Origin of the sequence: Paenibacillus allorhizoplanae (assembly GCF_927798215.1) — a bacterium.
Taxonomy (GTDB): Bacteria; Bacillota; Bacilli; order Paenibacillales; family NBRC-103111; genus Paenibacillus_E; species Paenibacillus_E allorhizoplanae.
Map to the genome: position 1 here is coordinate 155808 of NZ_CAKMMW010000011.1, position 25046 is coordinate 180853.

At 46.0% G+C, this 25046-nt stretch carries 26 protein-coding genes; 8 read left to right on the top strand and 18 right to left on the bottom strand.

Going from position 1 to position 25046, the window contains the following annotated elements:
- Positions 1–10 precede the first annotated feature (10 nt).
- Positions 11–1045, bottom strand: coding sequence for a phenylalanine--tRNA ligase subunit alpha (pheS, locus tag L6I86_RS19065; protein ID WP_236289617.1), 1035 nt, complete (start codon positions 1043–1045; stop codon positions 11–13).
- A 529-nt stretch (positions 1046–1574) separates the two neighbouring features.
- Here pheS and L6I86_RS19070 point away from each other — a divergent pair.
- The gene (locus tag L6I86_RS19070) at positions 1575–2003 is read left to right on the top strand and encodes a MarR family winged helix-turn-helix transcriptional regulator (RefSeq protein WP_056609374.1); all 429 of its coding nucleotides are present in this window, start codon (positions 1575–1577) and stop codon (positions 2001–2003) included.
- 126 nt (positions 2004–2129) lie between these two features.
- Entirely contained in the window at positions 2130–3677 is a 1548-nt protein-coding gene (locus tag L6I86_RS19075; RefSeq protein WP_236289702.1) for an MDR family MFS transporter, read from the top strand.
- A gap of 43 nt (positions 3678–3720) precedes the next feature.
- Here L6I86_RS19075 and lepB read toward each other — a convergent pair whose 3' ends face one another.
- Positions 3721–4260 carry a signal peptidase I gene (lepB, locus tag L6I86_RS19080; RefSeq protein WP_236289619.1) on the bottom strand — a complete coding sequence of 180 codons (540 nt, stop codon included), beginning with the start codon at positions 4258–4260 and terminating at the stop codon, positions 3721–3723.
- Between the two features lie 238 nt (positions 4261–4498).
- Between lepB and L6I86_RS19085 the strand changes: the two genes are divergently transcribed.
- Together L6I86_RS19085 and glsA are read left to right on the top strand one after the other, a co-directional pair.
- On the top strand, positions 4499–5419 hold the full coding sequence (locus L6I86_RS19085; protein WP_236289621.1) for an aldo/keto reductase: 921 nt from the start codon (positions 4499–4501) through the stop codon (positions 5417–5419).
- A 24-nt stretch (positions 5420–5443) separates the two neighbouring features.
- Positions 5444–6397, top strand: coding sequence for a glutaminase A (gene glsA / locus L6I86_RS19090; RefSeq protein WP_236289623.1), 954 nt, complete (start codon positions 5444–5446; stop codon positions 6395–6397).
- An 87-nt stretch (positions 6398–6484) separates the two neighbouring features.
- On the opposite strand, the gene L6I86_RS19095 is transcribed toward glsA, so the two are convergent.
- The 12 genes from L6I86_RS19095 to L6I86_RS19150 all read right to left on the bottom strand — a co-directional run bounded on the left by L6I86_RS19095 (position 6485) and on the right by L6I86_RS19150 (position 17430).
- Positions 6485–6670, bottom strand: a complete 186-nt coding sequence (locus tag L6I86_RS19095) for a hypothetical protein (RefSeq protein WP_236289624.1) — start codon at positions 6668–6670, stop codon at positions 6485–6487.
- 38 nt (positions 6671–6708) lie between these two features.
- A complete protein-coding gene (locus tag L6I86_RS19100; RefSeq protein ID WP_236289626.1) occupies positions 6709–8361 on the bottom strand; it encodes a copper resistance CopC/CopD family protein in 1653 nt (550 codons plus the stop codon).
- A 12-nt stretch (positions 8362–8373) separates the two neighbouring features.
- A complete protein-coding gene (locus L6I86_RS19105) occupies positions 8374–8778 on the bottom strand; it encodes a DUF2203 domain-containing protein (RefSeq protein WP_236289628.1) in 405 nt (134 codons plus the stop codon).
- Positions 8779–8833: 55 nt separating this feature from the next.
- Entirely contained in the window at positions 8834–9322 is a 489-nt protein-coding gene (gene nikR / locus L6I86_RS19110; RefSeq protein ID WP_056609640.1) for a nickel-responsive transcriptional regulator NikR, read from the bottom strand.
- Positions 9323–9471: 149 nt separating this feature from the next.
- Entirely contained in the window at positions 9472–11235 is a 1764-nt protein-coding gene (locus tag L6I86_RS19115; protein ID WP_236289629.1) for a diguanylate cyclase, read from the bottom strand.
- A gap of 59 nt (positions 11236–11294) precedes the next feature.
- Positions 11295–11669, bottom strand: coding sequence for a response regulator (locus L6I86_RS19120; RefSeq protein ID WP_056609356.1), 375 nt, complete (start codon positions 11667–11669; stop codon positions 11295–11297).
- 96 nt (positions 11670–11765) lie between these two features.
- Positions 11766–12143, bottom strand: coding sequence for a gamma-glutamylcyclotransferase family protein (locus tag L6I86_RS19125; protein ID WP_236289631.1), 378 nt, complete (start codon positions 12141–12143; stop codon positions 11766–11768).
- A gap of 103 nt (positions 12144–12246) precedes the next feature.
- Complete coding sequence (locus tag L6I86_RS19130) at positions 12247–12534, bottom strand: CD3324 family protein (protein ID WP_028556449.1); 288 nt, start codon at positions 12532–12534, stop codon at positions 12247–12249.
- 1036 nt (positions 12535–13570) lie between these two features.
- Positions 13571–14332, bottom strand: coding sequence for a LamB/YcsF family protein (locus L6I86_RS19135; protein ID WP_236289632.1), 762 nt, complete (start codon positions 14330–14332; stop codon positions 13571–13573).
- A gap of 533 nt (positions 14333–14865) precedes the next feature.
- A complete protein-coding gene (locus L6I86_RS19140; protein WP_236289634.1) occupies positions 14866–15855 on the bottom strand; it encodes a 5-oxoprolinase subunit C family protein in 990 nt (329 codons plus the stop codon).
- Positions 15845–16630, bottom strand: a complete 786-nt coding sequence (gene pxpB / locus L6I86_RS19145) for a 5-oxoprolinase subunit PxpB (RefSeq protein ID WP_236289636.1) — start codon at positions 16628–16630, stop codon at positions 15845–15847. The genes L6I86_RS19140 and pxpB overlap by 11 nt, the downstream gene beginning before the upstream one ends.
- Positions 16627–17430 (bottom strand): alpha/beta hydrolase, encoded by an 804-nt coding sequence (locus L6I86_RS19150; protein ID WP_236289638.1) that lies wholly within the window; start codon positions 17428–17430, stop codon positions 16627–16629. Before L6I86_RS19150 ends, pxpB begins: the two co-directional genes overlap by 4 nt.
- Positions 17431–17528: 98 nt before the next feature.
- On the opposite strand from L6I86_RS19150, the gene L6I86_RS19155 reads away from it, so the two are divergent.
- Together L6I86_RS19155 and L6I86_RS19160 are read left to right on the top strand one after the other, a co-directional pair.
- The gene (locus L6I86_RS19155) at positions 17529–17849 is read left to right on the top strand and encodes a YbjQ family protein (protein ID WP_171630093.1); all 321 of its coding nucleotides are present in this window, start codon (positions 17529–17531) and stop codon (positions 17847–17849) included.
- Positions 17846–18091 (top strand): HD family phosphohydrolase, encoded by a 246-nt coding sequence (locus tag L6I86_RS19160; protein ID WP_236289640.1) that lies wholly within the window; start codon positions 17846–17848, stop codon positions 18089–18091. The genes L6I86_RS19155 and L6I86_RS19160 overlap by 4 nt, the downstream gene beginning before the upstream one ends.
- A gap of 84 nt (positions 18092–18175) precedes the next feature.
- On the opposite strand, the gene L6I86_RS19165 is transcribed toward L6I86_RS19160, so the two are convergent.
- Positions 18176–19780 (bottom strand): bifunctional metallophosphatase/5'-nucleotidase, encoded by a 1605-nt coding sequence (locus L6I86_RS19165; protein WP_420851909.1) that lies wholly within the window; start codon positions 19778–19780, stop codon positions 18176–18178.
- A 141-nt stretch (positions 19781–19921) separates the two neighbouring features.
- On the opposite strand from L6I86_RS19165, the gene L6I86_RS19170 reads away from it, so the two are divergent.
- Entirely contained in the window at positions 19922–20908 is a 987-nt protein-coding gene (locus L6I86_RS19170; protein ID WP_236289642.1) for a phosphate/phosphite/phosphonate ABC transporter substrate-binding protein, read from the top strand.
- A 245-nt stretch (positions 20909–21153) separates the two neighbouring features.
- Positions 21154–21387 (top strand): hypothetical protein, encoded by a 234-nt coding sequence (locus tag L6I86_RS19175; protein WP_236289644.1) that lies wholly within the window; start codon positions 21154–21156, stop codon positions 21385–21387.
- A gap of 80 nt (positions 21388–21467) precedes the next feature.
- Here the strand turns inward: L6I86_RS19175 and phnE are convergent, their stop codons facing one another.
- The 3 genes from phnE to L6I86_RS19195 form a co-directional block, all read right to left on the bottom strand.
- Complete coding sequence (gene phnE / locus L6I86_RS35935) at positions 21468–23042, bottom strand: phosphonate ABC transporter, permease protein PhnE (protein WP_082595210.1); 1575 nt, start codon at positions 23040–23042, stop codon at positions 21468–21470.
- Entirely contained in the window at positions 23039–23812 is a 774-nt protein-coding gene (gene phnC / locus L6I86_RS19190; protein ID WP_056609336.1) for a phosphonate ABC transporter ATP-binding protein, read from the bottom strand. Before phnC ends, phnE begins: the two co-directional genes overlap by 4 nt.
- A gap of 167 nt (positions 23813–23979) precedes the next feature.
- Entirely contained in the window at positions 23980–25011 is a 1032-nt protein-coding gene (locus tag L6I86_RS19195; protein ID WP_056609334.1) for a HoxN/HupN/NixA family nickel/cobalt transporter, read from the bottom strand.
- Positions 25012–25046: the final 35 nt, after the last annotated feature.

The following is a 25046-nucleotide window of genomic DNA, read 5'->3' on the forward strand; positions in this document are numbered from 1 at the left end:
TTCCTATTGCTTACACATGTAAAAATTGCTTTAAGAAACGCAAATCATTCGTATAGAAATGGCGAATATCTTCGATGCCATATTTCAACATAGCGATACGCTCAACACCCATACCGAATGCGAAGCCTGTGTATTCCTTCGGATCATAGCCACCCATTTCTAGAACTCGCGGATGAACCATGCCCGCTCCGAGAATTTCCAACCAACCTGTTTGTTTACACGTACGGCAGCCTTCACCACCGCACATGGCACAGCTCACATCGACTTCAACACTCGGCTCTGTGAACGGGAAGAAACTTGGACGCATGCGAATTTTAGTCGTTGGGCCATACATTTCTTGTACAAACTGAAGCAATGTCCCTTTGAGATCACTCATCCGCACGTTGCGGTCAATGACCAGACCTTCAATTTGTTGAAACATGTGAGAGTGAGTCGCGTCGTCGTCATCGCGGCGGTATACTTTGCCCGGACAGATGATTTTGATCGGAACTTCCCCTTTGCGCTTCTCCATTGTTCTTACTTGAACAGGGGATGTTTGCGTGCGCATCAAAATTTCTTCCGTAATATAGAACGAATCCTGCATATCACGAGCCGGATGATCCTTAGGCAGGTTCAAAGCTTCGAAGTTGTAATAGTCTTGCTCAACCTCTGGACCCTCTGCAACGGTATAGCCCATCCCAATGAAAATATCTTCAATTTCTTGAATAACTTTGCTTAGAGGATGTACAGCACCTTGCTGGGAAGGACGTCCCGGTAACGTAACGTCGATCATTTCGGAACGAAGTCTGTTTTCAGTTTCTTCCTTCGTGTACGCTGCTTGTTTCTCTTCAATTACAGCTTCAATTGCTGCGCGTACATCATTCGCCACTTGGCCGATGACCGGTCTTTCCTCAGCACTTAACGCACCCATGCCGCGAAGAACCTCGGTTAATGGTCCTTTTTTGCCCAAATATTTTACTCTTAAATCGTTCAGTTCCTGCTGACTTGCAACAAAGCTTAACTCCTGCAGCGCTTCCTGCTTCAAAGCCTCTAACCGCTCTTTCATCGAAATCCCTCCTGATTTAGGCCTCTGAATCGCCCTTTATGAAAACACAAAAAGACTTTCCGCTCCCTCGCAAGGGACGAAAAGCCGTGGTACCACCCTAATTAGATTCGTCTATGTCCAGTTGACAAATAAACGAGTCTCACTTCATTCCAGATAACGGACGATGTGTCCGGTTCCCCCTATTGAGAAGCTGCTTAGCGCTTCTGTTCAAAGGACTGCTCGGGAGCGAACTTCCACAGCCTGATTCTCGGGGCCAGCTCTCAATCATCGGCTTTCCCTCCCTGTCAAGAAGCACTGCGTACTCTTCTCCGTCAAAGCATTTCCACGTATATGTACCAGTTATTATATGCAAGATACAAAGGATATGCAAGTCATCGCTCCTTGGTTTTCTGAAATTTTCAGAAATATCCTATTGACTTCAATCATCGACAGGTTTATATTTTATTTAAACAGTTTAAATATTATTAGATTTAATTATTATATTGTTTAATTATTAGACAATTCTAACAATTCACAAGGAGGTCATAACTTGGAAGATGAATTGACTGACTATACCAATCGCTTCCGGACAGCATTTGAGACGGCGCATCGCAGATTAGCTCACGTAGTAATTGCTGAAATAGACTCAGAGCTAACACCACGGCATTTATTTATGTTAGCGATGATCTCAAAGGAACAATCACCGAAACAATCTCAGCTTGCAGAGAAGCTAGGTGTAAAGCCAAGTGCAATAACCGTCATGATTGATCGACTTGTCCAAAGTGGTCATGTTATACGTAAGCATCATGAGACTGATCGCCGTATTGTACTCGTTGAAAATACGCCTAAGGGAAATGAAATTCTCGCTGAAGCCACCGAAATTCAGAAGAAAGTAATTGCTCGCGGATTATCGCAGCTTCCCCCGGATGAACTTCATATTTTCGTAAATGCATTCGAAAAATTTACTTCATTTTATTAATTTCATTACATCAAAGGAGTGATACAGATGGAAAATATTCAAAAAGCAGCGCCTAAGGATGTCTCCGAAGCAGCTGCACCCGAGCTCAAAAATAGGGGACTCCTCCTCACCGGCTTGATCATTGCCATGCTGTTCGGAGCTTTGGACGGTACGATCGTAGGAACAGCAATGCCGCGTATCGTCGGTGAATTCGGCGGACTCGGGCTGATGACTTGGTTAACGACAGCATACATGCTAACTTCCACGGTTATCGTACCCATCGCTGGTAAACTGGCTGATTTAATGGGCCGCCGCGTCATCTATGTAACAGGACTCATCATCTTCATCGTTGCTTCAGCGCTCTGCGGAATGTCTCAGAACATGACGGAACTTATCTTGTTCCGCGGTCTGCAAGGTCTTGGCGGTGGTATCATGATGCCAATGGCTATGATTATTATCGGGGATTTATTCACAGGTAAACAGCGTGCCAAATGGCAAGGTGTTTTTGGAGCAATCTTTGGTTTATCTTCCGTTATCGGGCCGCAAGTTGGTGGCTGGATCGTAGATGCTTGGGACTGGCGTTGGGTGTTTTACATCAACCTGCCTGTTGGTGTTCTAGCTGTTATTCTGATCTCTATTGCCTTACCGAAGCATAAATCCGTAGGGAAAGTTAAATTCGATATCCCAGGTATTGTCACCATGATTGTCGGTGTGGTTAGTTTACTTCTTGCGCTTACGTTTGGCGGTAGTGAGTATGCTTGGGGCTCTTGGCAGATTATTGGTCTGTTCGTACTAGCTGTCGTGTCCTTAGTTGCCTTCGTATTCATTGAAAGCAAAGCACAAGAGCCAATCCTTCCTGTGCGTTTGTTCAAAAATAGAACCTTCTCCACCATTAACGGCGTAGGCTTCCTAATGGCGGTTGGTATGTTTGGTGCTATTATGTTCGTTCCTCTGTTCATGCAAGGGATTGTCGGAATTAGCGCGTCCGCTTCTGGTACCGTTATGACACCACTCATGATTACAATGATTGCTGCCAGTGTTGTTTCAGGCCAATTGATTGATAAGATTGGTGTTCGAAGACAAATGCTCATCGGTATGATTGTCATGGCTGTTGGCTTTATTTTCCTTAGCACAATGGGTATTTCTACGACGAAGTTGATCGCTTCTAGTTACATGGTTCTACTTGGTTTAGGAATGGGGCTTGTCATGCCAATTCTGACCCTCGCTTTACAAGAAAGCTTCCCAAAATCGGAGCTTGGTGTGGTAACGTCTTCCAGCCAATTTTTCCGTCAAATCGGCGGTACCTTTGGGATGACGATTCTCGGCGCTATTATGAATCATAAATCAACGATTTTACTTGAACAAAATCTAGAGCCAGTAGTGAAGCAGTTCCCCGCGGAAGTAGGGAGTCCATTAATTGAAATGATCCATAAGAACCCTCAGTCGCTCTACTCCTCCCTATTAAGTCCTGAGGCGTTGGCCAAATTGCCAAAAGAATTAGTGGATAAGTTGCCAATCATTAAAGATGCACTTGTTTCCTCGCTTCATCAAGTGTTTATCTACGGTCTGGTATTCGTGCTACTCGGCGCGATCCTTACGCTATTCGTTGGGAACATTAAGCTTTCCGACCGTAAATCGAAGAAAAAAGAAGACGGTGAAGATGATAACCAAGTTTCCCCTCATCTTGCTCACTAAAAAAAGCTCCCTTCCTCTACTTGAGGTTGGGAGCTTCTTCATGTTAATCAATGGTCCCCATTTGACTGAGAGGGAAAATGCGAAATACGGCTTTGCCGATAATATCTTTTTCAGCTACAAAAGGTGTTGCCGGCCACAAATGAGAATCATAGCTGTCGTTACGATTATCGCCTAAGAAGAAGTATTTCCCTTCGGGCACAGTCACTTGATGAAAAGTATATATCATAGGCGCTTGGATATAGGGCTCGTCTACTTTAGCTCCGTTCCTATATAAAGCTCCATCTTTGACTTCAATCGTATCACCAGGCAATCCAATCAAACGCTTCACATAGCGATCCTCATTCCCCTCGATTGGGGGCCAAAACACAACGATATCGCCGAATTCGAAGTCGGTTAAAGGCTTCATTTTCTCAACAATCAGCTCATCTTGTAATTGAATAGTAGGCAGCATCGAACCGGTTGGAACTGTCATTGCTTGCGCAACATAGGTATTAACGACAAGCGCGATAATAATTGCAAACGCTATAGTAGGCCCCCATTCTTTCAATAGGCCTAGCACATATTTTTTGAACAATAGAAACAACATCCTTTCTCCTTAAATTACTCTTATTTACACAGTAACCCATTTATGAAAAGCTTACATTAAACTGAGATAAACTCTTATCGAAGTCATTCGAGGATGAGCGACCGCGTTTGAAAGGTTGTTTATATCGCCAATTAGCAAGATGTTTTCGGGAACCGAAAACTATACGATCTAATGTGGAAAAATAAAATGTTGTTGTATAATGAATTTGATACCTTAAATAAGGAGAGTGCATAACATGAAATATCGTAGACTTGGCAAAACAGATCTGAAAGTTTCCATCGTTGGTGTTGGTACTTGGCAATTCGGCGGTGAGTGGGGATTAACCTATACACAAGCAGAAGCGGACGCGATTTTGGATCAAGCTGCAGAGCTTGGTATCAACTTAATTGATACGGCAGAATGCTATGGTGATCACCTTTCCGAGTCATTTATCGGTAATTATTTATCCCGCCGCGACCGCGATAAGTGGGTTGTAGCGACAAAATTCGGGCATCATTTCCATGACTTGTTCACACGAACTGATGAGTTTAGTGCCGAAGCCGTCATTAAGCAGCTTGACGCATCTCTTCAAGCTTTACATACCGATTACATTGACTTATACCAATTCCATTCCGGACCTGATGCCTTATTCGATAATGATGATCTATGGACGACCCTTGATAAACAAGTACAAGCTGGCAAAATCCGCCACCTAGGCACGTCGATCGGCAGCAATGCCAATATTCATCAGACTGCTGCATCCACAAAGGTGAATTCCAAAGCGATTCAAGTTGTCTACAACCGTCTGGATCGCGCGCCGGAAGATCAGGTTTTCCAATCTTGTATCGATCAAGACCTCGGTGTACTCGCACGTGTACCATTAGCCAGTGGCTATCTAAGCGGTAAATATAAACCAGGCGCCGTATTTAGTAACACGGACGTTCGGCATCGCCACGATGCTGACAGCGTGAGACAGAAGCTAGAGGAAGTTCAACGTATTCAGCAAAACGAAGTGCCAGAAGGCATGGATATGGCCAAGTGGGCACTGGCTTGGTGCTTGAAGCATGACGCGGTTACATCCGTTATTCCAGGCTGCAAAAACCCAGAACAAGTCATTGCGAATGCAGCAGCAACAGAGCTGATTAGTGACAATCATCCGCAAGCTTGGAAAGCCTAAAGAAGAGGAAGGACTGACTTCGCCATGCCTCACCAACAGCACGATGAAACCTGGAAGAAGCTTCATAGCCACATCGACGAATGGGTTACGGTTAGCAAAACGCATACGTCAGAAGGTCATGTCGCTTCCTATATTCCTGAGCTAGCTAACGCTTCTGGGGATATTCTCGGTTTATGCATCATAGATATCGAAGGGCAAACAATCCTATCCGGTGATTCTAACTTTCGCTTCACCTTGCAAAGCATTTCCAAAGTTTTTTCACTCATTCTTGCACTCATGGATAATGGCGAAGACGTTGTATTCTCCAAAGTTGGAATGGAGCCGACTGGCGATGACTTCAACTCGATGTTGAAGCTCGAGCTTATCGAGCCAGGCATCCCATTCAATCCGCTTATTAATGCCGGAGCGATTGCGATCTCTTCGCTAATCGCGGGGAATAGTACGGATGAACAGGTCGAACGTATCCTGCATTTCTTCAGGGATATTGCAGATAACCCTTCGCTCTCCATTAATCAAAATGTGTTCAAATCTGAGTCAGATACCGCTCACCGCAATCGTTCTTTAGCTTATTTCCTCAAGGATAACGGTGTCTTGGACAAGGAAGTTGACGATGTCCTCCGTGTGTACTTCAGCCACTGCTCCATCGAGGTGAATTGCACGGATCTAGCCAGAATGGCGCTTGTTCTCGCTCATAACGGCGTAGATCCGATCCGCAAGCAACGTCTTATCCCGCGGCGCTTCGTGCAAATTGCTAAGACCTTCATGTTTACCTGTGGGATGTACAATGCCTCTGGTGAATTTGCCATGAATGTCGGGCTGCCTGCAAAGAGCGGTGTGTCCGGCAGCATCCTGACGATGGTGCCGGGACAATACGGCATTGGCATCGTTGGACCCGCACTGAACCGTAAAGGCAACAGCACGGCAGGAGTGCATCTGCTTGGCATTCTGTCGCAGGAGTTCGATTGGAGCATGTTTTAACCCGGCTTCCTCCATGCGTACAAAAAAGAACCTTCCCATCCGACTATCGTTAAGTCTTGGGGAAGGTTCTTTCTTATGTGTATACCCTTATTGCATCGATTGCTTGATACGTTGGAGGGCTTCTATCAATTCATCCACTTCGTGCTCATTTAGTCGAATCGTCACATAGTTCGGTGAAATGCCGCCGTCATTAACTTCAATTAGAGCGGAATCATCTTTGTCATCGAGTTTAACGGAGAGATGGTCTTTATCTAGGATTTGAACCCAAGCCATGGTTATCCTCCTCGCATCGTCAATCTACCTTTTCAAAATTAGTACACAATGAAGTCTTTGGTATACACCGTCTCATTATCTTCCGTATCCATGACGCGCATTTCTAATTCCCAATTGCCTCTAAAAGGTAGGTAAGGCCCTTCCGATTTGTAACTAAATTTAGCAAAACCGTAGGACTCCTCTTCCTTATTATCTGTATAGATCGTTAATGGGATAGAAATCGGTGCAATCTCTTTATCGTCCTTATAATGCAAAATCAAGAGAACCTGCTTAGGTTGACCTGACTTTTCAGGCAGCCATACTTTGGCGACGAAGCTGTTATTGCCTGGAATTTTAGGCGTAATATCGACCGAAACATGGACCTTCTCTCCCATCTGATGCCACTGAAGCGGCTCATTAGCAGGGATGGGTGCCATATAGGTAAGCAGTCCGACAAGCACAACAATGATGACCATTAGTGATAGATCTAGCTTGACCCAAACGATCGATTGATTGACTTGCTTTTTGCGTAGGAAGAGCCGAATCACGAACCCCAGCACGGCGACAAGCACCACTACGCCTACCTTCACAAGCAGGAGAATTCCCCACGTTGTGTACGTTAAGTAACGCAGATTGGGTAAGAATAGCAATACTGAAAGGATCCCTGAAACGGTTAATACGAGGATCGAGATCAGTGCGAATTTGGAAAACTTCTGCATATAACTACCTAGCCCCGTTTTGTTATGGCGCCATTTTACATACAGGAGAATTAATCCGCCAACCCAACAAGCTGCGGCTACGAGATGAATAAAATCGAGCCCAATCGTCGCCCACAAAGGTGAGAAGGAGGCTGCGTGGCCACTGAAGCTTTTGACTGCCAGAAGAGCCAATGCCCAACTCACATCCAACCATGCTGCCCTGCCCAGTATTACAAAGCCTATGAACGATAAGACAAGAAGCAGTACCCAAGAAATCCCGATATTGGTCGCGCTTAGCAGCTGCCATATTTCATCCACACCGCCTCCGCCCAACAGATCCTCGATATGCGTGAAAATGAGCAACAATAGGGCAACAACATGTCCGCGTTGCAGATTGAGCGACCAAGCAGAGAGCGATTTCTGAGCTTCTTCGCCTTGGGTTTTCACCAATCGTAACCAGAATGCCCAACCCGTCAAGGCCAACAGCATCAGAAACCATAAGCCGCGGGAAGCGTATTGCAGCAACCCCTTGGTTGTTAGCGGCCCTGCGCTGTGATCGTGCCCCGTATGAGCGGATGGTACATCAAGTAGATCCTCCTGAGGCGGATTCCCAACCGTGATCGGATAACTTCCACCCACAGGATGACCATCTGCTGAGATGACATGATAACTAATCAAATACACGCCTTCTGCCAACTTCGGCACATCCAGCTTGATCCCCATTTGATCCTTATTCATTACCGCTTTGCGATTCGTTATCTCAGCTCCGCTATGATCATAAACTTTAATATAAAAGAGTCCGCTGTCTAATTGTTCATTGAACGTGACGGACACCACTGCTGGCGAGCTTTCAAGCTTTGCTCCCGCTTCTGGTGTCGCTTCAACTAATGAAGCATGCGCAGAGACGGATTGGGGCACAAAGACAGCACTCATAAGCATGATCGCTAACACAGCAATCAAGCCCATCGGCAATCGTAGAAACCACATTTTTCTTCGTTGTTGTAATAATCCCATCATCAGTAACCCCTAATCCGCTATCGGTCTACGGCCAGCAAACCCATCTTGCTCTCCGTGATAATAACGAATCTGATCCTCTCCTTGCTTCCAACACAGCAACACTTCTTGTCCATTCATGACAGCCGGGAAATCAACAAGTCCTGTATCGATATCCTTCAGCTCAATTCCTGTTTTTTGAAAGCTTTGAATGAGTCCACGCGCTTCAATTTGAAGAAATTCCAACGCGGCTTCCATGACGAAAAAGGGATCCTTTTCCGTGCTAGGCTTCTCAGCATATTCATTCTTTTTATGACGTAACTCCATATATTTATCCTCAAATTCACGCTTCAAGGCTTGCATCTTCTTCAATTCCTGATCAACAAACGGCAATAAATGATTAGCTTCTTCCAAAGAAAACCATCTCTTCTCCGACATAACGCACCTCCATATCCTTTATTTTAGCAAAAAAACAGACGAACTACGAATTCCACTACTCCGTCTCCGCCTTATCATGAACGTGATGATGCCCATGATGATGACTGTGTCCGTGACTTTGACTATGCTCGTCCACATGTGTAACAGACAGCTCCGCGTAGGCAACACCTTTTAACACTTGTATACGTTGCTGCAGCTCTCGAAGCTTCTGCACTTCACCACGAACAACGAGAATTTCCAAGCATTGCTGATGGTTTAAATGGATATGCATCGTTGAAATAATGGCATGATGGTAGTCATGCTGAAGATCCATTAGCGTGATCGGCAAATCACGGCTATCGTGGTCATATACCATAACAATGGTGCCCGCGACCATTTCTGTTGGCTGCATACTGCTTGAGGTCAAAAGCGCCTTGCGCGCCAGATCACGAATCGCTTCCGAGCGATTATCATACCCTTGTAAAGCAATCAACCGGTCGAATTGCTCGATTAGAGATTGCGGCATCGAAATTCCAAAACGTACCAGATTGTCTTTATCCGACATTGATCTTGCTCCTTCATATGTATCTTCATCTATCATCCTACTGTATCAGAAAGTGCTGGAGTCGCAAACCTCCTTCAAAGGAAATTGAACCCTAGATAACGTTCATGTGACGAAAATGCAAAAAAGGAGAGGACATAGCCCCTCCTTTCTTAATCAAGTTTCATTAACTGTTTGACACGATTCTCCAGCTCCACGAGTGAGAATGGCTTCGTCATATAATCATCGGCTCCCATTAGCAGACCTTTCGCCACATCCGCTTCCTTCTTCTTACCAGAAAGCATCAGTACCTTCAGATCCTTGGATCGCGCATTCGTATCCGTCTTGAGCTTCTCTAAGATCGTAAAACCATCAAGTCCAGGCAAGATACCATCCAAAATACAAGCATCGAAGACATGATCACTCAATAGCTGCCATGCGGCTTCACCATCAGAAACCTGCGTAATCACAATTGGCAAGTGCTCCAATTGCGAAATCAGAATCGCTCTGAGAATCGGATCATCGTCAACGATCAAGAGCTTTTTCTTCTGCAGCTGGGCATTCGCATGGGCAACCAGCTTCGTGAATTGTGCACCCTCATCTTCTAGATCAGCCAGAACAATGCGATTCTTGCCTTGCTGCTTCGCTTGATACATCGCATCGTCTGCTTTCGCTACCCACTCTGCAATTGTGATCCCTGCCTGCCATTCCGCTACTCCAGCTGAGAACGTAATCGAGAACGTTTGACCCTCATTCTGTGCTACTGGCTTCACACGAACTTTATCCAAAACGTCTTGCATGATAGACCTAGCTTGATCGACCGTCGTATTCGGAAGTGCGATTACAAACTCTTCACCACCAAACCGTGCCAATAAATCTGTCGAACGCAGATTGACTTGCATCAAATGAGCCAAGCCTTGGAGCACCAAATCCCCTACGTGATGTCCATACGTATCATTGACGTTTTTGAAACTGTCAATATCGATAAACACGAGTGAAATTGGCGCTGGATAGCGCTCGATACGCTGCAACTCTAATCCAATCTGCAGATCAAAATAACGGCGATTAAACACACCTGTCAGCGGGTCTCTGAAGGCCAACTGTTCGAAATTCCGGGTCCGCTTGAGGAGTCCGTAGATGCGCGCCGCCAATTCTTCATACTGAAATGGCTTCGTCACATAATCATCCGCCCCTAAATGGAAACAACGAACTTTATCGCTGATATCGTCACGACCAGATAGCACGATAAGCGGCAGCCATTTCAGAGTAGGATCTTCTTTGAGAAAGTCAAATAGCTCATAGCCTGACTGCGGGTACATCATAAGATCTAGCGTAACCAGATCGTACGTATGCTCACGCAGTAATCTTTTCGCTGACTCCACATCAGCAGCTTCATCAACGACACAATCATCAAGTTGCAGTCGTCTAGTCAAATAAGATCGTAGCGCATCGTCATCATCAACGAGCAAAATACGACTTTTGAGCGCTCGAAGCATGGAGCCTGTAACAGGATCCGTTTCCTCATCCATCTGAATTTCCGTTAAACCGATATCCAATTCCATTTTCAACTCAAGTAATAATTCAACCGTTCGTTCAATGCTTTCATGTACAGGGCTCGTCGAAAGAAGCAACTCATTGTTTTGCTTCTCAATGGCTAAAGTCCATTCCCATTTCCGCACCATGTCTTCTGCTAATTTACCAATTCTCAAATAACCAAAGACTGGCGCACTACCTTTGAGTGTATGTGCAATCCGATAGCATTGTTGCAAATCCTCAAGGATTGGCTTCATCTGAACCGCTGTCAGCAAGGACTGCAACTGCTGCAGTTGCTTATCATATTCACGAATAAACAGCTTTCTTCCTTGTTTAAGGATTCTTGCATCACGATCGGATTCAGAAGCTGAATCTTTGGCTCTCTCTATATTTCTGTGGCTCATAGCAGACAATCACCCTTTATAAGCTTAATCTAACTGATCCTAGCGAATCTATATCCAACCTAGCGTTGCAAGAGCTGCCCGATGGTATCTAATAATTGAAGTGGACTGAAAGGCTTTACAATGTATGTGGTAACACCCGCTGCCTTCGCTTTCTCTTTATCCTTCTCCAGCGCTTTGGCTGTCAGCAAAATCACCGGCAAGTCCTTGTTCACATTATCACTTTGTCTCAACCAGGAGCACACCTCTACGCCCGTACGCTCCGGCATCATGTAATCCAGAATAATTAAATCGTAGGCTTCCTTGCTGAGCTGCTCAATCGCTTGTTGACCATCCTCAACCTCGGTGATGACGTATCCCTCATCCGATAACGTCTCCGTCAGTAGAAAGCGAAGTGCCAATTCATCATCGGCTAGCAAAATTTTGTAAGCTGACATGTTCTCTCTCCTCGAGTCCATAAATTAGTACTAATTATAGCATCATATCTGAGGCCAAGATAGGAAAATGTCGGAAAAACTCGAATAAGGTCACGCCTACTTATTGTGCAGGTGATATTTCCAAGAGGAGCCGTGAATAGCAGGAAGTCCACGCGGATTTGGATAACAATACACCCAACCTTCCTTCTCCAAAATGGCGTCTTTTACCCAAATCCGCTCGTATTCATTGTCCGCATGGCCTGGACCATAATACGTTTCCAAAATGTCCATAGCAGCCAATCCTTCTTCAGTTACTTCAATCCATTCCCCTTCAACATTATCTTCATCGTTTGTAAGTACTAACGCAGGATAAGGCCCTACATCATATAAACGTCCATAGATCGTGCCAGGTTGCACTTCCAGTAAATACGGTGAGACAACATGATGATTGCTTTCCCCCACCAGTAACGTGCCATATACAAATACAGATATCATCTCGCTGTTCCTCCAATACATTTACATCCTCCGTATGAATAATTTCGGCATGTAAACTAGGATTTCCTACAAAAAAAAAGCAGCATCACGATGGATGCTGCTGCTATGCCTGATTGGCTGTTAATTCACGTGTTTTGACGATAATTTTGCGGATGCTGTCTTCGGACAAATGAAACACCTTGATCAGCTCCAACACCGTTGAACCCGTTTGATACAAACGGAAAATCTCACGATTTCTCCGCTCAATGATGATGCGAGTGCCGTTATTTTCTCCCCAGCCAGCACGTTTCTGCTCTTTTTTAGGGATATAGACGATTTCGCCTTGGATATATTCTTGTAATTGTTTTAATAGGTTAGGGGGAAGAACATCTTTCCCGTTCTTGTAACTCATGGATGAAAACCTCCTCAAATTGTGCAAAGCTTAACTTTGACTGATTTGCAGAGAGTATCTTCATCGCCCCTTAACCTCCTACCATTCTCAAAAATGGAATAAAAAAAACACGATCATAATCGTGCCTGTCGGTTGTATATGCAATTATACAATTCAGGTGAACGGTTATTCCACGAATGATATTCAGTTAGGAGACGAGTACCTCTGCGGCGGCCGCAACATTCATCGCTACTGTCATTGTCATTGTGTTCATTTATAAAGCACTCCCTTCACCGTAGTTTATTGTTGTGTTCACTTCGTGTTCACATTTCTCATTATATGTAAAAAGCTTCTCGCTGTCTACTCGTATGTTAAAGTTATGCGAGGGCCTAGGGCCCCCGCTTGGAACAGTGATCTCTGCTTACGCAGAGACCACCTCTGTTTGCGTTGTAATCACCTTGATCACTCCTTTCCGAAGGCATTGAAGCCGGCCGGCTACATACCTATTAACTCATATTGCGGAGCTGGTCTCAAGTGAAAGAATGGTTATAGGGATTCTTTCCTTATGAGTGGGGAATCTCCCCCTTTAATCTCAGGTGAGGGGCGGAGTGAGAACCCTGTGTCAACTGAATGAGCACCATGTATTATAGTCTGGAATGCGATTCTCCTCATCAGACGTCGAAAGTGGCGGCCTCCGATAACAAACTAGTCTGAAATGACGCGATTCCTTCATGGGACGTCGATTATTGAAGGCTCAGCAGTCAAGCAGCATCAAACTCACTCTGAGCCGTCGAAAGTGGCAGTCTCCGATAACAAACTAGTCTGAAATGATGCGATTCCTTCATGAGACGTCGATTACTGAAGGCTCAGCAGTCAAGCAGCATCAAACTCACTCAGAGTCGTCGAAAGTGGCAGTCTCAGCACAAGTAATTAGTACTGGCTGGTAGCGAAGTTTGAATTACCGGAGTTATGTATCGACTTGATGGGAATGTTGCTTGGTGAGTTACTCGTGATGAGGGGGAGAGCATGAGGGATATAAAAAGACCTAGCGAATTCGCTAGGTCCCCAGCGGCATCACTGCGATGCCGCCTCGCTCTAACAGCGCGCGGATATCGCGCGCGAACTCCACGGCGTGCACCCCATCGCCGTGGATACAGATCGTGTCCGCACGCATGCTCAGGTCCTCCCCCGTAAGGGAGAGGACCTTGCCTTCGCGGACAAGCCGCTCCACCTGCGCCGCAGCCTCGGCGGCGCTCTCAAGCAGCGCCCCCGCCTGATCGCGGGGCGTCAAAGAGCCGTCCCGCTGGTAGCTGCGGTCCGCGAAAGCCTCGCTCGCGGTCCGCAGCCCCGCAGCGGTGCCCGCCCGCAGCAGCTCGCTGCCAGGCGGGCCATACAGCGTCAGCTCCGTGCTGACGCTGGCCGTTGCAGCCGCAATCGCGGCGGCTATCTCATTGCGCTTCGCAGCCATGTGGTAGAGCGCGCCATGCGGCTTGACGTGCTGCAGGCGTCCGCCTTCGGCGTGGACGAACGCCTGCAGCGCCCCGAGCTGATACAATGTCAGCTCGTAAGCCTCTGCCGGCGTAATCGCGATCTCGCGCCGGCCGAAGCCCTGCAGATCGGGGAGGCCCGGATGGGCCCCGATCGCAACGCCCTTGCGCAGGCACAGCTGAACTGTGCTGCGCATGGTTGCGGGGTCGCCTGCGTGGAATCCGCAGGCGATGTTGGCGGAGCTGACGTAGTCGAGGAGCTCTGCGTCGCGGCCGAGGCGATATGCGCCGAAGCCTTCGCCCAAGTCACAATTCAAGTCAATGCGCAGCATGACGATTCCACTCCCCATTTAGATGAATGACACTCTGTTTCATTATTCACTCATCTTTTACTCATTTCTTTCTTTACTCATTTCTTTCTTTACTCATTTCAATCTTCTCTACACCTACTCAACCCACTACAAAGTGCATCGGAGTGTGGGAGTGGAGAGCGCGTGAGGCAGATTTCATGGGAGTCATTCAGATAATTGAAGATCATTTGAGTAAATTTACGAAATAACTGTATTTTCTCCATCTAATCAAGGAAGCATTTGGGCAAATTCACGAGCTACCTGTATATTCTCCAGTTAATTTTAACCATTTCCTTCCCATTGGATGATTTAAGGGAAATTAACTGGAGTCTTTCCATTTAAATGCCAGAAACATTACAAAGCACCGAAAATAACTGGAGTTTTTCCAGTTAAGTTGCTAAGGGGGAGGCAGGTAGGGCTCGTCAGGCTCATAGGGTTCTTAAAGTTAGTCGGGTACGTCAAGTTAGTCAGCTTCTTAGGGTTCGCAGGGTTCCTCGGCGATGGATTCGTAATGTTCACAAACCCCTTAACCAAGATTTAACCCCCGCCCCCATCACCTTAAGATCCATCGCCTGAAGCAACAATTGCTCCTGTGCTTCAAGATGCGTAACCTCCTGAAAGCGAAGCTGTCCACCTGGCTTCACCTGCGCCACCAGCGGCAGATCTGCCGTGATTACGTGACCGATGCGGGGGTATCCACCTGTTGTTTGACAATCAGCCATCAAGAGAATGGGTTGTCCACTTGAGGGAACCTGGATCGTGCCTGCAACGACAGCCTCAGAGATCATTTCGTAGGATAAGCCAGACTCAAGCTCAAGCTTAGGTTCACTCGATAACCGATACCCCATTCGATCCGATTGTGAGGTTACAAGAAAGCTTTGAGAAAGCAATCTTGACCAGCTGTTAAGTGTAAATGTGGAGGCCTCCTTCCCCTTCACGATCCGTATTATCGGATTGTCGTGATAGTCAGGACGAATCATTGAACTCACAAACTTGCTGCCTCGTTCAACCTCGTTCACAACCTCTAAAGCCAGCCCATCCTTCTCTACTTCCAATACATCCCCAGCACGAATTGTCCTTCCTTCATATCCACCAATCGCCGCTCGCTGATAGGTGCTGCGACTTCCGAGTACGTAATCCGCCTTGAACCCACCATACACAGCTAGATACGCTCTACACCCATGGGCTGCATATTGGAGGTGCAGCTCATTGCCTGAATAAAGTATAAATGGCTGCCATAAGGGTGCTGCCCTACCATCCACTACTGCCCCCATGTCTGCTCCACAAATGGCCAGCAGCATATCACTCTGTGCAATTAGAATTGGCCCCTGAAGTGTCATTTCCAAGGTAGCTGCTTCTGGACCATTACCAACCAACAGATTGGCTGCCCGGTGTGCAAACCGATCCATCGGTCCAGACACAATGACACCATGTTTGCGAAAACCATAGCGACCCTCATCCTGAATGGTGGACACTAGGCCAGGTTTAATGACCTCAAAGCTCATGAATCGCATTCCCTTCCTCTAACGCATGAAACTGCTCAGATGTGATCGCCACAAATTTCACTTGATCACCAACCTTGAGTAAAGATGGGGGAACATTGTCCGGACGAAACATACGAATTGGCGTTCGACCGATAAGCTGCCAGCCTCCAGGTGTTTCAAAAGGATAAATACCCGTCTGAGCCCCGCCAATACCGACAGAACCGGCTGGAATTTGTGTGCGCGGCACTGATTTACGCGGTGTAGCAAGCCTTTCATCCATCCCGCCCAAATAAGGAAAACCAGGTGCGAAACCAATCATATAAACGGGATACACACAAGAAGTATGCCAAGACACAATTTCTTCCGTACTCACCTGATGATATTCCGCTACATCTGCCAGATCAGGTCCAAATGCAGCCTCATAACAGACTGGAATTTCTCTGATAGCTCCTAACTTCCCGACTAACCCTTCACTATCTTCCTGCATATACGCTTCTAATAACTGCTCAATGCTTTGCAAGACATCGTCATATGGAAGCCATTCTGCTGTCCCATTGGTTCGCCCACTTTTTAACACAACGTCAGAAGAATAGTTATAGATGCGGAATGCATCATAATAAATTGTAATGGTTGTATAAGCGGCGACTAACTCAATGAAGCCATCTCGCCAGTTATTTTCTAAATAATTCACTACTTGCCTGACCTTATGTAGATTCGTTAACGAAATGTCTGCACCTATGCGAATCACAATCGCTGAGTCTCCAAGCGGATGGCATTCGTAGGCAAGTTTGGTCATGCGAAATGCTGCTTTTTCAACCAATTAGCGCAAACATCAGGCCAAACATACGCTTCTGGATGATCGGCTGCGATTCCAATGCCGTGTCGTCCTGATTCGAAGACATGCAGGTCGAAAGGAATGTTATTACGGCTAAGCGCGCTGGCAAAAAGTAAACTATTTTCAACCGAAACCGCTGCATCATCCGCTGTGTGCCATAAGAAGGTTGGCGGCGTATCTGTCGTTACTTGAAGTTCATTGCTTAAATTATTAACTAATTCTTCACTAGCGTCTGCGCCTATCAAATTAATTCGTGAACCTTGGTGCGCGTTTACACCAAATGAAATAACCGGATAACACAGCACCATCAGATTCGGACGGGAGCTGTGGTGTTCAATTGGATCCGCGGAGGTCTGATCGCCCGCATCGTAGTGCGTTCCCGCTGTTGCGGCCAAATGCCCGCCTGCCGAAAAACCAAGAATGCCAATGCGGTTAGCATCGACTCCCCATGACTCGGCATGATGTCTCACAGTTCGAATGGCCCGCTGCGCATCTTGCAAGGGAACAGGATGTTTATATGGTGCTACGCGATAGTTTAACACGTAAGCGGATATGCCTAGTCCATTCAGCCATTTGGCAATAGGCTCACCTTCATGAGGGGCACGTCTGCCGTAACCACCGCCTGGACATACAATAACTGCTGCACGCAAGCCGTCTCCCTCTGCTGGATATAAGGTTAAGCTTGGGCAACCTTGGTTTTCCTCACCTTGACTGTTTTGTGTAGCTCCTGGCCATAATTCAATCGTTGTCCCTGTGTTCAATGTGAAACCCCCTCATGTGATTAACGTACTAAGTTAATAATAGCCAATCCTTATCCAGTAGAAAAGCATCTATTTCAACTTTGAAGGAGCGATTCGACATGATTGTAGTTACAACAGAAAACATTGCAGGTTATGAGGTTACAGAAGTTTTGGGAAGTACCTTTGGCGTCGTTGTGCGGGCCCGAGGAATTGGCGGGGATATTATGGCGTCTCTGAAAGGATTAATCGGCGGAGAAGTCACGCAATATACGCAAATGGTGGAGGACGGCCGCAGGCAAGCCATGGACCGACTCGTCAAGAATGCCGCTGCCATGGGCGGAGATGCGATTGTCATGATGCGGTTCGACAGCGGGGACATTGGTCAAAATATGAGCGAAATCGTCGCGTATGGCACTGCCGTTCGGACGCGAAGGCTATGAGCGGGGAATTATCTATTTTGCTCGTATACGGCTTGTGGGTTATAGGCTTCCTTATACTACTTCTTCTAGGTTATCTCGTTTACGACAAACGCTACAAAACAGATGGGGCTGCGACACCGCAATCCCCTCCAAACGGCTTTCTTTTTACACCTGAAGTTTTCATAGATCCCAAAGACGGATTCACCTATCGGGTTTACTACAATCCTCGAACGGGAGATCGTGCTTATATTCGTGAAAAGTAACTTGTTCAGAAAGAAAAAGCCTGGCAAAAGCCGAGGATCTTACGATTCTCTTGCTCTTGTCAGGCTTTTTACATACACGTCGAACTATTTCCAAATCACTTTCCAGTTATGATTTACGCTCGCCTCGATAGTCCCTCGTTCCATAATGTAGCCTGCCAGAAGCTCTGCTACATCTGTTGGAATATCTTTCACAACCGGCTTATTCTGAAACATGGCGTAGTTGCCCCCGCCTGCAGCGCGGTAATTGTTCATGACCACATCGAAAGAAGCATCTAGCCCAATCGGCTCCCCTTCAAAATCCAGCTGAACAACCCGATTGCCGACTGGTCGAGAAACGTTTAACGTGTAAGAGATTCCCTCCCACATATCGTAATTGTAATGGGCAGGCTTCGGTTCCATGAAGGACTTGCTTACTTGCAGCTCTCCATTTTCCGCTAATTCAAAATACTCCGCAGACTGCTCCAAGGCATCCTTAATATCTTGACCTGAGATTCGAATGACCTTGAGCGTGTTCGGATAGATATAGTTGGAAACGATATCCCGCATGGTAATATCTGATGGAAATCCAGGTGAAACGTTATCGAATAACGCCGTGTTTGAAATCTGGGCACCTGACAGCTCCATCTGGACCTTGTTTATAAACTCAATCAGCGCATTGTCCTCAGTACGAATCTGCATAGGATCTTTCACGAGCATGTCCCCCGTAAGCTTCCCGATGGGTTGATCCAACCATAGCTGTGTCTTCGCCTCGTAAGTACTTAGCTGCGTGAGCAGCACCTCGTCTGGCTCCACATTCGCAACTGATAGAAGCTCCGATTGCTTGGAAGCGATGCGCCACTTCCCTTCTACCTGCTCTAGCACGATGTCCACCTTCCCAAGTGTGACGCCAGCTGTACCAGGTTGAACGATGGTTACTCCGTTAATTTGGGCCCCAGCAATGCTTCGATGCTGATGACCTGTGAGTAGAACGTCTATCCCTTCTACTTCCATACACAGTTGGTACCCTTGATTCTCGCCTGTCAGCGGTTCCGTAGGCTCACCAGTTGCGATATCTCTTTCAAATCCACCATGGTAGGACACCACAACGACATCTACCTGTTCCTGCTCTTTGAGAAATTGTATCCACGTACGAGCTGCTGCAATAGGATCTTCAAACCGTAAGCCCACAATATGCTTCGGGTCTTCCCAATTCGGAATGTACGGCGTTGTTAATCCAAGAATCCCTATACGTACACCATCCGCAAATTGCTTTATCAGATATGGTTTACCAAAGAAAGGTTCTCCCGTCTCCTCATTCACAATATTGGCACACAACCAAGGGAAATTAGATTCTCGAACTGCCTTCTGGAGTACGTCCATGCCATAATTGAATTCATGATTCCCGAGTACCGCACCATCATATTTCAAATAGTTCAGTCCTAGCACCATAGGATTCATAGGTTCATTATCCAAGCGTGCGTGGTGATAGGCGAGAGGCGTTCCTTGAATCAGGTCCCCGTTATCTAACACTATGACATGCGCTTCCTTGGCGCGTTTCTGTGTGATTAAAGTGGCGATTTTCGACAATCCCACATCATTGGGATGATTATTTGCATAATGAATGGGAAACATATTCCCATGGAGGTCGCTCGTTTCTAAAATCGTAATATGACTTGTTCGTGCTTGTCCAATCTGCGTCAAGCGATTCACTCCAGTTCATAATTATTGTAAAGTTTTACATATCAATTGTCAGTTTAACAAATACTTCACACTATCTTCCATATCTCTTATGATAATGTTATAGTACAACATAGATAAAAAGTAAATATTTAAACGGAGGTCAAAAAAAACATGAAAAAATTAACAGTACTAAGTTTATCCATGGTCGTAGCTGCAGGTGCACTTGTTGGTTGCGCAAAAAAAGACGAAACTCCAGCTGCTTCATCAACTGCTAAAGCGACTGCAGCAGCAACAGCAGCGGCAACGGCTACTCCAGCAGCAGCTGCAGGTTTCATTCCTAAAGAACTTAGAGTACAATTCGTACCTTCCCAAAATGCAGAGACACTTGAAGCAAAAGCTAAACCGCTTGAAAAATTGCTTGGAGATAAATTAGGAATTCCAGTTAAGGTTTCCGTTTCCACAGATTACAACGTTGTTATCGAAGCTATGTCTTCCAAACAAGTCGATGTTGGTTTCTTGCCACCAAGTAACTATGTTGTTGCTCACGATAACCGTAAAGCTGCTGATCTTCTTGTACAAGCACAACGTTTTGGCGTTGATGATGCAACAGGTCAACCAACGAAAGAACTTGTCGATTTCTACAAATCCGAAATTCTTGTTAAAGCCGATTCACCAATTAAATCCGTTGCTGATTTGAAAGGTAAGAAAATGGGCTGGCAAGGTGTTACTTCAGCAGCTGGTTATGTATACCCAGGTCTTGTATTGAAGCAAGCTGGTGTGGATCCAGTGAAAGATGTTACAGGTGTTCAATTCCAAGGACATGACAAAGCGGTTATCGCACTTCTTAACGGCCAAGTTGATGCAGTAGGCGTGTTCCAAGATATCCGTACTAACATGTTGAAAGATTACCCTGAAATCTTCAAACAAACGAAAGTTCTTTCTTTCTCCGACAAAATTCCAAACGATACAATCGCTGTTCGTTCCGATATGGATGCGGCTTGGAAGAAGAAAATTCAAGATGCTTTCATCGCGATCGGCAACGATCCAGAAGGTAAAAAAGTGATCATCGATGTATACACACACCAAGGTTATGTAGCTACGACTGATGATAAATTCAACATCGTTCGTGAAGCTAATAAAGCAATGGGCTTGAAATAATTTCGAAATAATTGTAAATTAAATTACACACGACAGAACAAACCACCGCAGCATGTGTCTAACATCCATGACGCGGTGGTTTTTCCCTTCTAAAATTTACATTCTATACCAGACTTTCCTTGCATATTATGAATGTGGCACGCCCGTCCAAGCTCATCGTTTACTTTCATCTATCAAACGTTTACTAAGTCGGTCGTGTCATAACTCATTGTGGGGTGAAAAACGGGATGTACGAAATGCTGATCATGCGTAAAACAGAAGTGATTATTCGGTGCGGCACCGATGAAGTTCGAGGCGTCATTGCGCAGTATTACCCAGAATTTCAGCTTTTAAAAATAAACAACATTATGATCCCAATCACCTTAATTGAACAAATTGAAATTATAGGGCCGGATGAACCCCTCACGCAAGCTACGCATCGGCTACGTGAGCCTCGTATCCTCCATTTGGTTGCGCAAGGCGGAGTCATCAGTAAGTAAAGTGGCTCTTGAAGTAAAAAGGCAGTCCTTGAAGGTTATAACCTTCAGGAACTGCCTTTTTTGTTCGTCTAGCTCATAGGTTACACGATTCGTTTCCGCAGTGTTCCCGAGATATAGTCAATAACCGATACAGTGACGATAATCCCAATTAAGATAATACCTACACGCGGCCACTGCCTTGCATTCAATGCGAAGATTAGCGGTGTCCCGATTCCCCCAGCACCAATGACGCCAAGTAAGGTCGCGGAACGGACATTAATTTCAAAACGGTACAATGTATACGAAATGAAATCTGGTATCACCTGTGGAATGACGGCGAATGACATCCGCTGCCAGAAATTCGCTCCAACGGCTGTCATGGCCTCGGTAGGCCCCATATCCATGTTCTCAATGGCCTCGGCATACAATTTGCCCAACATCCCTACAGAATGCAAGCCAAGAGCCATTACGCCCGCGTAGGCGTTCGGTCCAACTGCTTTAATAAAGATCAAAGCCATAATGATTTCTGGAATCGTACGAACGACGCTTAGGAATAGCTTCCCAGTACCAGAAACAGCACGGTACTTGCTCATATTCGCCGCGGCCCAGAAAGCAAAAGGAAGACAAACGATCGCGGATACGAAGTTACCTAGATAGGAAATCGATAAGGTTTCAAGCAAGGAACGAAGTAAATCTTCGCCTTCTGGGATATAGACATATGCCCAGTCTGGATGGAATAATCCACTGATCATCGCTTTTGTAAGAATCCAAGTGGTTGGTTGGAATCCAGTTAGCTCCAAGCCAGTTAACGCCCATACAAGAAGACCGATCACAGCTACTACGCCAATAATTTTATACGTGTTAGCTTGTGTTTCAGACATCGGTTTGGCACTGCCTTTTAGCAAATACGTGCGGAATCGTGTGCTCACCAAATCAATGATGACGACGATCAATAACGTATAAATAACAATGGCACAAGACTGATCATAACGGAACAGATCGAGTGTGTTTTTGAGCAATAAGCCGATACCACCTGCGCCAACCAGACCGAGGATTGCAGATGCACGAATACTCACTTCAAAAGTGTACAAAAAATGGGCCAAGTACGTAGGAGCAACTTGTGGCAGAACCCCAAAGCGGATCAGCTTCAGTTTATTAGCTCCAACTGCTGTCATCGCTTCAAGAGGACCTGGGTCGATCGCTTCCGTTGATTCATAAGAAAGTTTTGAAATAATACCAAAAGTAAAGAAAATTAGAGCTAACGTACCTGCTGTTGGACCAAAGCCTACTAATACGGCAAATAAAGCTGCATAGAGCAAATCAGGAATGGTACGAACAAAATTCATAATAAATCGAGCAGGATAGGACAACCACGGCGACGATGTTACGTTACGTGCAGCCAACAACGCCATTGGGAACGCGAATAACGCTCCAACAATTGTGCCTAGGATGGACATTTGTATGGTTTGGGCCATCGGCTTCCAAATATCAGCGAAGAATAGCCAATCTGGCGGAAACATTTCTGCGATGAATTTCATGATCTCCGGCGTACCCGTAGCTAATCTTGTCAGCGTCGCATCTGTCTGATAAATGCTGCCGATTAAGAAAAGCACCATGATTGCGATGATCATATAAAACTTGGTGCGCGGAGGCTTTTTGACGGTTGCTACACTCATCCCTCCTGCACCCCCAGCAGCTCATCTTTCTTGATAGCGCGGCCGTAGATCTCGGAGAACACATCATCCGTCGCATCAGCAACAGGTCCATCGTACACGACCTTCCCTGCACGAAGTCCGATAATGCGTGTCGCGTACTCGCGAGCCAAATCGATAAAGTGAAGGTTGACGACGGTTGTTATCCCGAGGTCTTTGTTAATCCGTTTCAGGTCATCCATCACTTGACGAGTCGTAAGCGGATCCAATGACGCGACCGGCTCGTCCGCCAAGATGATCTTAGCTTCCTGTGCGAGCGCTCTTGCAATGGAAACACGCTGCTGTTGACCGCCGGACAATTCATCGGCGCGCGAATACGCTTTTTCACGGATATTAACCCGCTCCAGTGCTTTGAGCGAAAGCTCAAGGTCCGCTTTAGGGAACAATCCAAACATCGTGCGAAGTGTGGAATGATAGCCAACGCGACCGGAAAGGACGTTACGAATAACCGTGGATCTTTTGACTAAATTAAAGGTCTGGAAAATCATCCCGATGTCTCTACGCATCCGACGCAACTGTGCGCCATTCGCTTTAGTAATGGATTTCCCATCGATTAGAATCTCACCGCTTGTCGTCTCATGCAGACGATTAATTGAACGTAGCAGTGTGGATTTACCAGCGCCTGATAAACCTACGATTACAACGAACTCCCCTGGGTGTATGGTAAGGTTAATGTCATTTAGGCCAACAGTACCATTTGGATATACCTTTGAAAGATGTTTAAACTCAATCATGATTCGTCCTACTTTCTTTTACACAATTTCAAGTGCTAGACAGACTACTTTCAACGAATAATTGAAAAATCCTTTTTTCTATCATTACCTTTAGAAAAAATTCATATTCCATTGTTCACCATGCACAAAAAATGACCTCATGCGCTTACGCAGAGGCCCCATCTCTTTTATGGATTGTACTTTGCACCCCAGCGCTCCTCAATCTTCATGCCTCTCCAGACGGCAATCGAAACGATCCACGCGACGACGAACATCCCAACCAGAATAAAGCCTAACGTACCAAAATCAATCTCTTGCAGCCACGTCCAGAACGTGCCTTCCATACTGAATTCCTCGGAAAGCACCTGTCCAAGCTCGATCACACCAATTATTAACGCCGCTACAACCGCAAGTGCGGTAACGGTCAAATTGTAATATAACTTGCGCACTGGCGTATGAAAAGCCCATTTGTACGCTTTCGTCATAAACATACCATCTGCCGTATCGAATAGGCTCATCCCAGCTGCGAACAAGAGAGGCAGCGAAATCACACCAATGAACGGAATTGCATCCTTCGCCGCATGCGCAGAAATAGCCAGTAAGGCGATTTCACTTGCCGTATCAAAGCCTAAACCGAATAGGAAGCCTAACGGATAAACATGCCAGCTTTTAGTGATGAATGAGAATAACGGTTTAATGAGTCGCGCAATGAACCCACGCGATTCTAACAGCTCTTCAAACTCGTCGTTATCGTATTTGCCGCCGCGAAACTTCAGAAACATTTTATAGAGGCTAATAAGGATTAACAGATTGATAATACCAATGATGACCAGGAATAGCCCAGAGACAGAAGCGCCGATCACACCGCCAAACCGCTGCATCCATGGAAGCTCACGAGCTGCCCATTGCACCGAGAAGGCCGTTACAATCGCCATGACGAATACGACTGACGAATGGCCTAATGAAAAGTAAAAACCGACGCCTAGTGGATTTTTCTTCTGTTGTACTAGCTTACGCACCGTATTGTCGATGGCAGCAATATGATCAACATCGAACGCATGACGCATCCCTAACGTGTAAGCCAGTAGTCCGATCCCCCAGAAAGCGGGAGATGTTTTGGCCACGGTATATAAACCGATCAGCCCTAATACGTGTAGGAGGATGATAAAGCCAACGTATCCGGCCCAGCTTTTCCTATCCTCCAGCAAAGATTTCCACATGGTAAATTAACCCCACCTTCCCCATTCGTGTTACG

Bases quoted from the DNA above. Each gene is read 5' to 3' on its own strand.
- phnC (WP_056609336.1), bottom strand. From the start codon at position 23,812: ATGATTGAGTTTAAACATCTTTCAAAGGTATATCCAAATGGTACTGTT.
- L6I86_RS19160 (WP_236289640.1), top strand. From the start codon at position 17,846: ATGAGCGGGGAATTATCTATTTTGCTCGTATACGGCTTGTGGGTTATA.
- L6I86_RS19155 (WP_171630093.1), top strand. From the start codon at position 17,529: ATGATTGTAGTTACAACAGAAAACATTGCAGGTTATGAGGTTACAGAA.
- L6I86_RS19170 (WP_236289642.1), top strand. From the start codon at position 19,922: ATGAAAAAATTAACAGTACTAAGTTTATCCATGGTCGTAGCTGCAGGT.
- L6I86_RS19130 (WP_028556449.1), bottom strand. From the start codon at position 12,534: ATGAGTTACAAGAACGGGAAAGATGTTCTTCCCCCTAACCTATTAAAA.
- L6I86_RS19105 (WP_236289628.1), bottom strand. From the start codon at position 8,778: ATGTCGGAGAAGAGATGGTTTTCTTTGGAAGAAGCTAATCATTTATTG.
- phnE (WP_082595210.1), bottom strand. From the start codon at position 23,042: ATGAGTGTAGCAACCGTCAAAAAGCCTCCGCGCACCAAGTTTTATATG.
- pxpB (WP_236289636.1), bottom strand. From the start codon at position 16,630: ATGACCAAACTTGCCTACGAATGCCATCCGCTTGGAGACTCAGCGATT.
- L6I86_RS19115 (WP_236289629.1), bottom strand. From the start codon at position 11,235: ATGAGCCACAGAAATATAGAGAGAGCCAAAGATTCAGCTTCTGAATCC.
- L6I86_RS19125 (WP_236289631.1), bottom strand. From the start codon at position 12,143: ATGATATCTGTATTTGTATATGGCACGTTACTGGTGGGGGAAAGCAAT.
- L6I86_RS19100 (WP_236289626.1), bottom strand. From the start codon at position 8,361: ATGGGATTATTACAACAACGAAGAAAAATGTGGTTTCTACGATTGCCG.
- L6I86_RS19075 (WP_236289702.1), top strand. From the start codon at position 2,130: ATGCTGTTCGGAGCTTTGGACGGTACGATCGTAGGAACAGCAATGCCG.
- L6I86_RS19135 (WP_236289632.1), bottom strand. From the start codon at position 14,332: ATGCTGCGCATTGACTTGAATTGTGACTTGGGCGAAGGCTTCGGCGCA.
- L6I86_RS19095 (WP_236289624.1), bottom strand. From the start codon at position 6,670: ATGGCTTGGGTTCAAATCCTAGATAAAGACCATCTCTCCGTTAAACTC.
- L6I86_RS19120 (WP_056609356.1), bottom strand. From the start codon at position 11,669: ATGTCAGCTTACAAAATTTTGCTAGCCGATGATGAATTGGCACTTCGC.
- L6I86_RS19195 (WP_056609334.1), bottom strand. From the start codon at position 25,011: ATGTGGAAATCTTTGCTGGAGGATAGGAAAAGCTGGGCCGGATACGTT.
- L6I86_RS19140 (WP_236289634.1), bottom strand. From the start codon at position 15,855: ATGAGCTTTGAGGTCATTAAACCTGGCCTAGTGTCCACCATTCAGGAT.
- nikR (WP_056609640.1), bottom strand. From the start codon at position 9,322: ATGTCGGATAAAGACAATCTGGTACGTTTTGGAATTTCGATGCCGCAA.
- glsA (WP_236289623.1), top strand. From the start codon at position 5,444: ATGCCTCACCAACAGCACGATGAAACCTGGAAGAAGCTTCATAGCCAC.
- L6I86_RS19175 (WP_236289644.1), top strand. From the start codon at position 21,154: ATGCGTAAAACAGAAGTGATTATTCGGTGCGGCACCGATGAAGTTCGA.
- pheS (WP_236289617.1), bottom strand. From the start codon at position 1,045: ATGAAAGAGCGGTTAGAGGCTTTGAAGCAGGAAGCGCTGCAGGAGTTA.
- L6I86_RS19085 (WP_236289621.1), top strand. From the start codon at position 4,499: ATGAAATATCGTAGACTTGGCAAAACAGATCTGAAAGTTTCCATCGTT.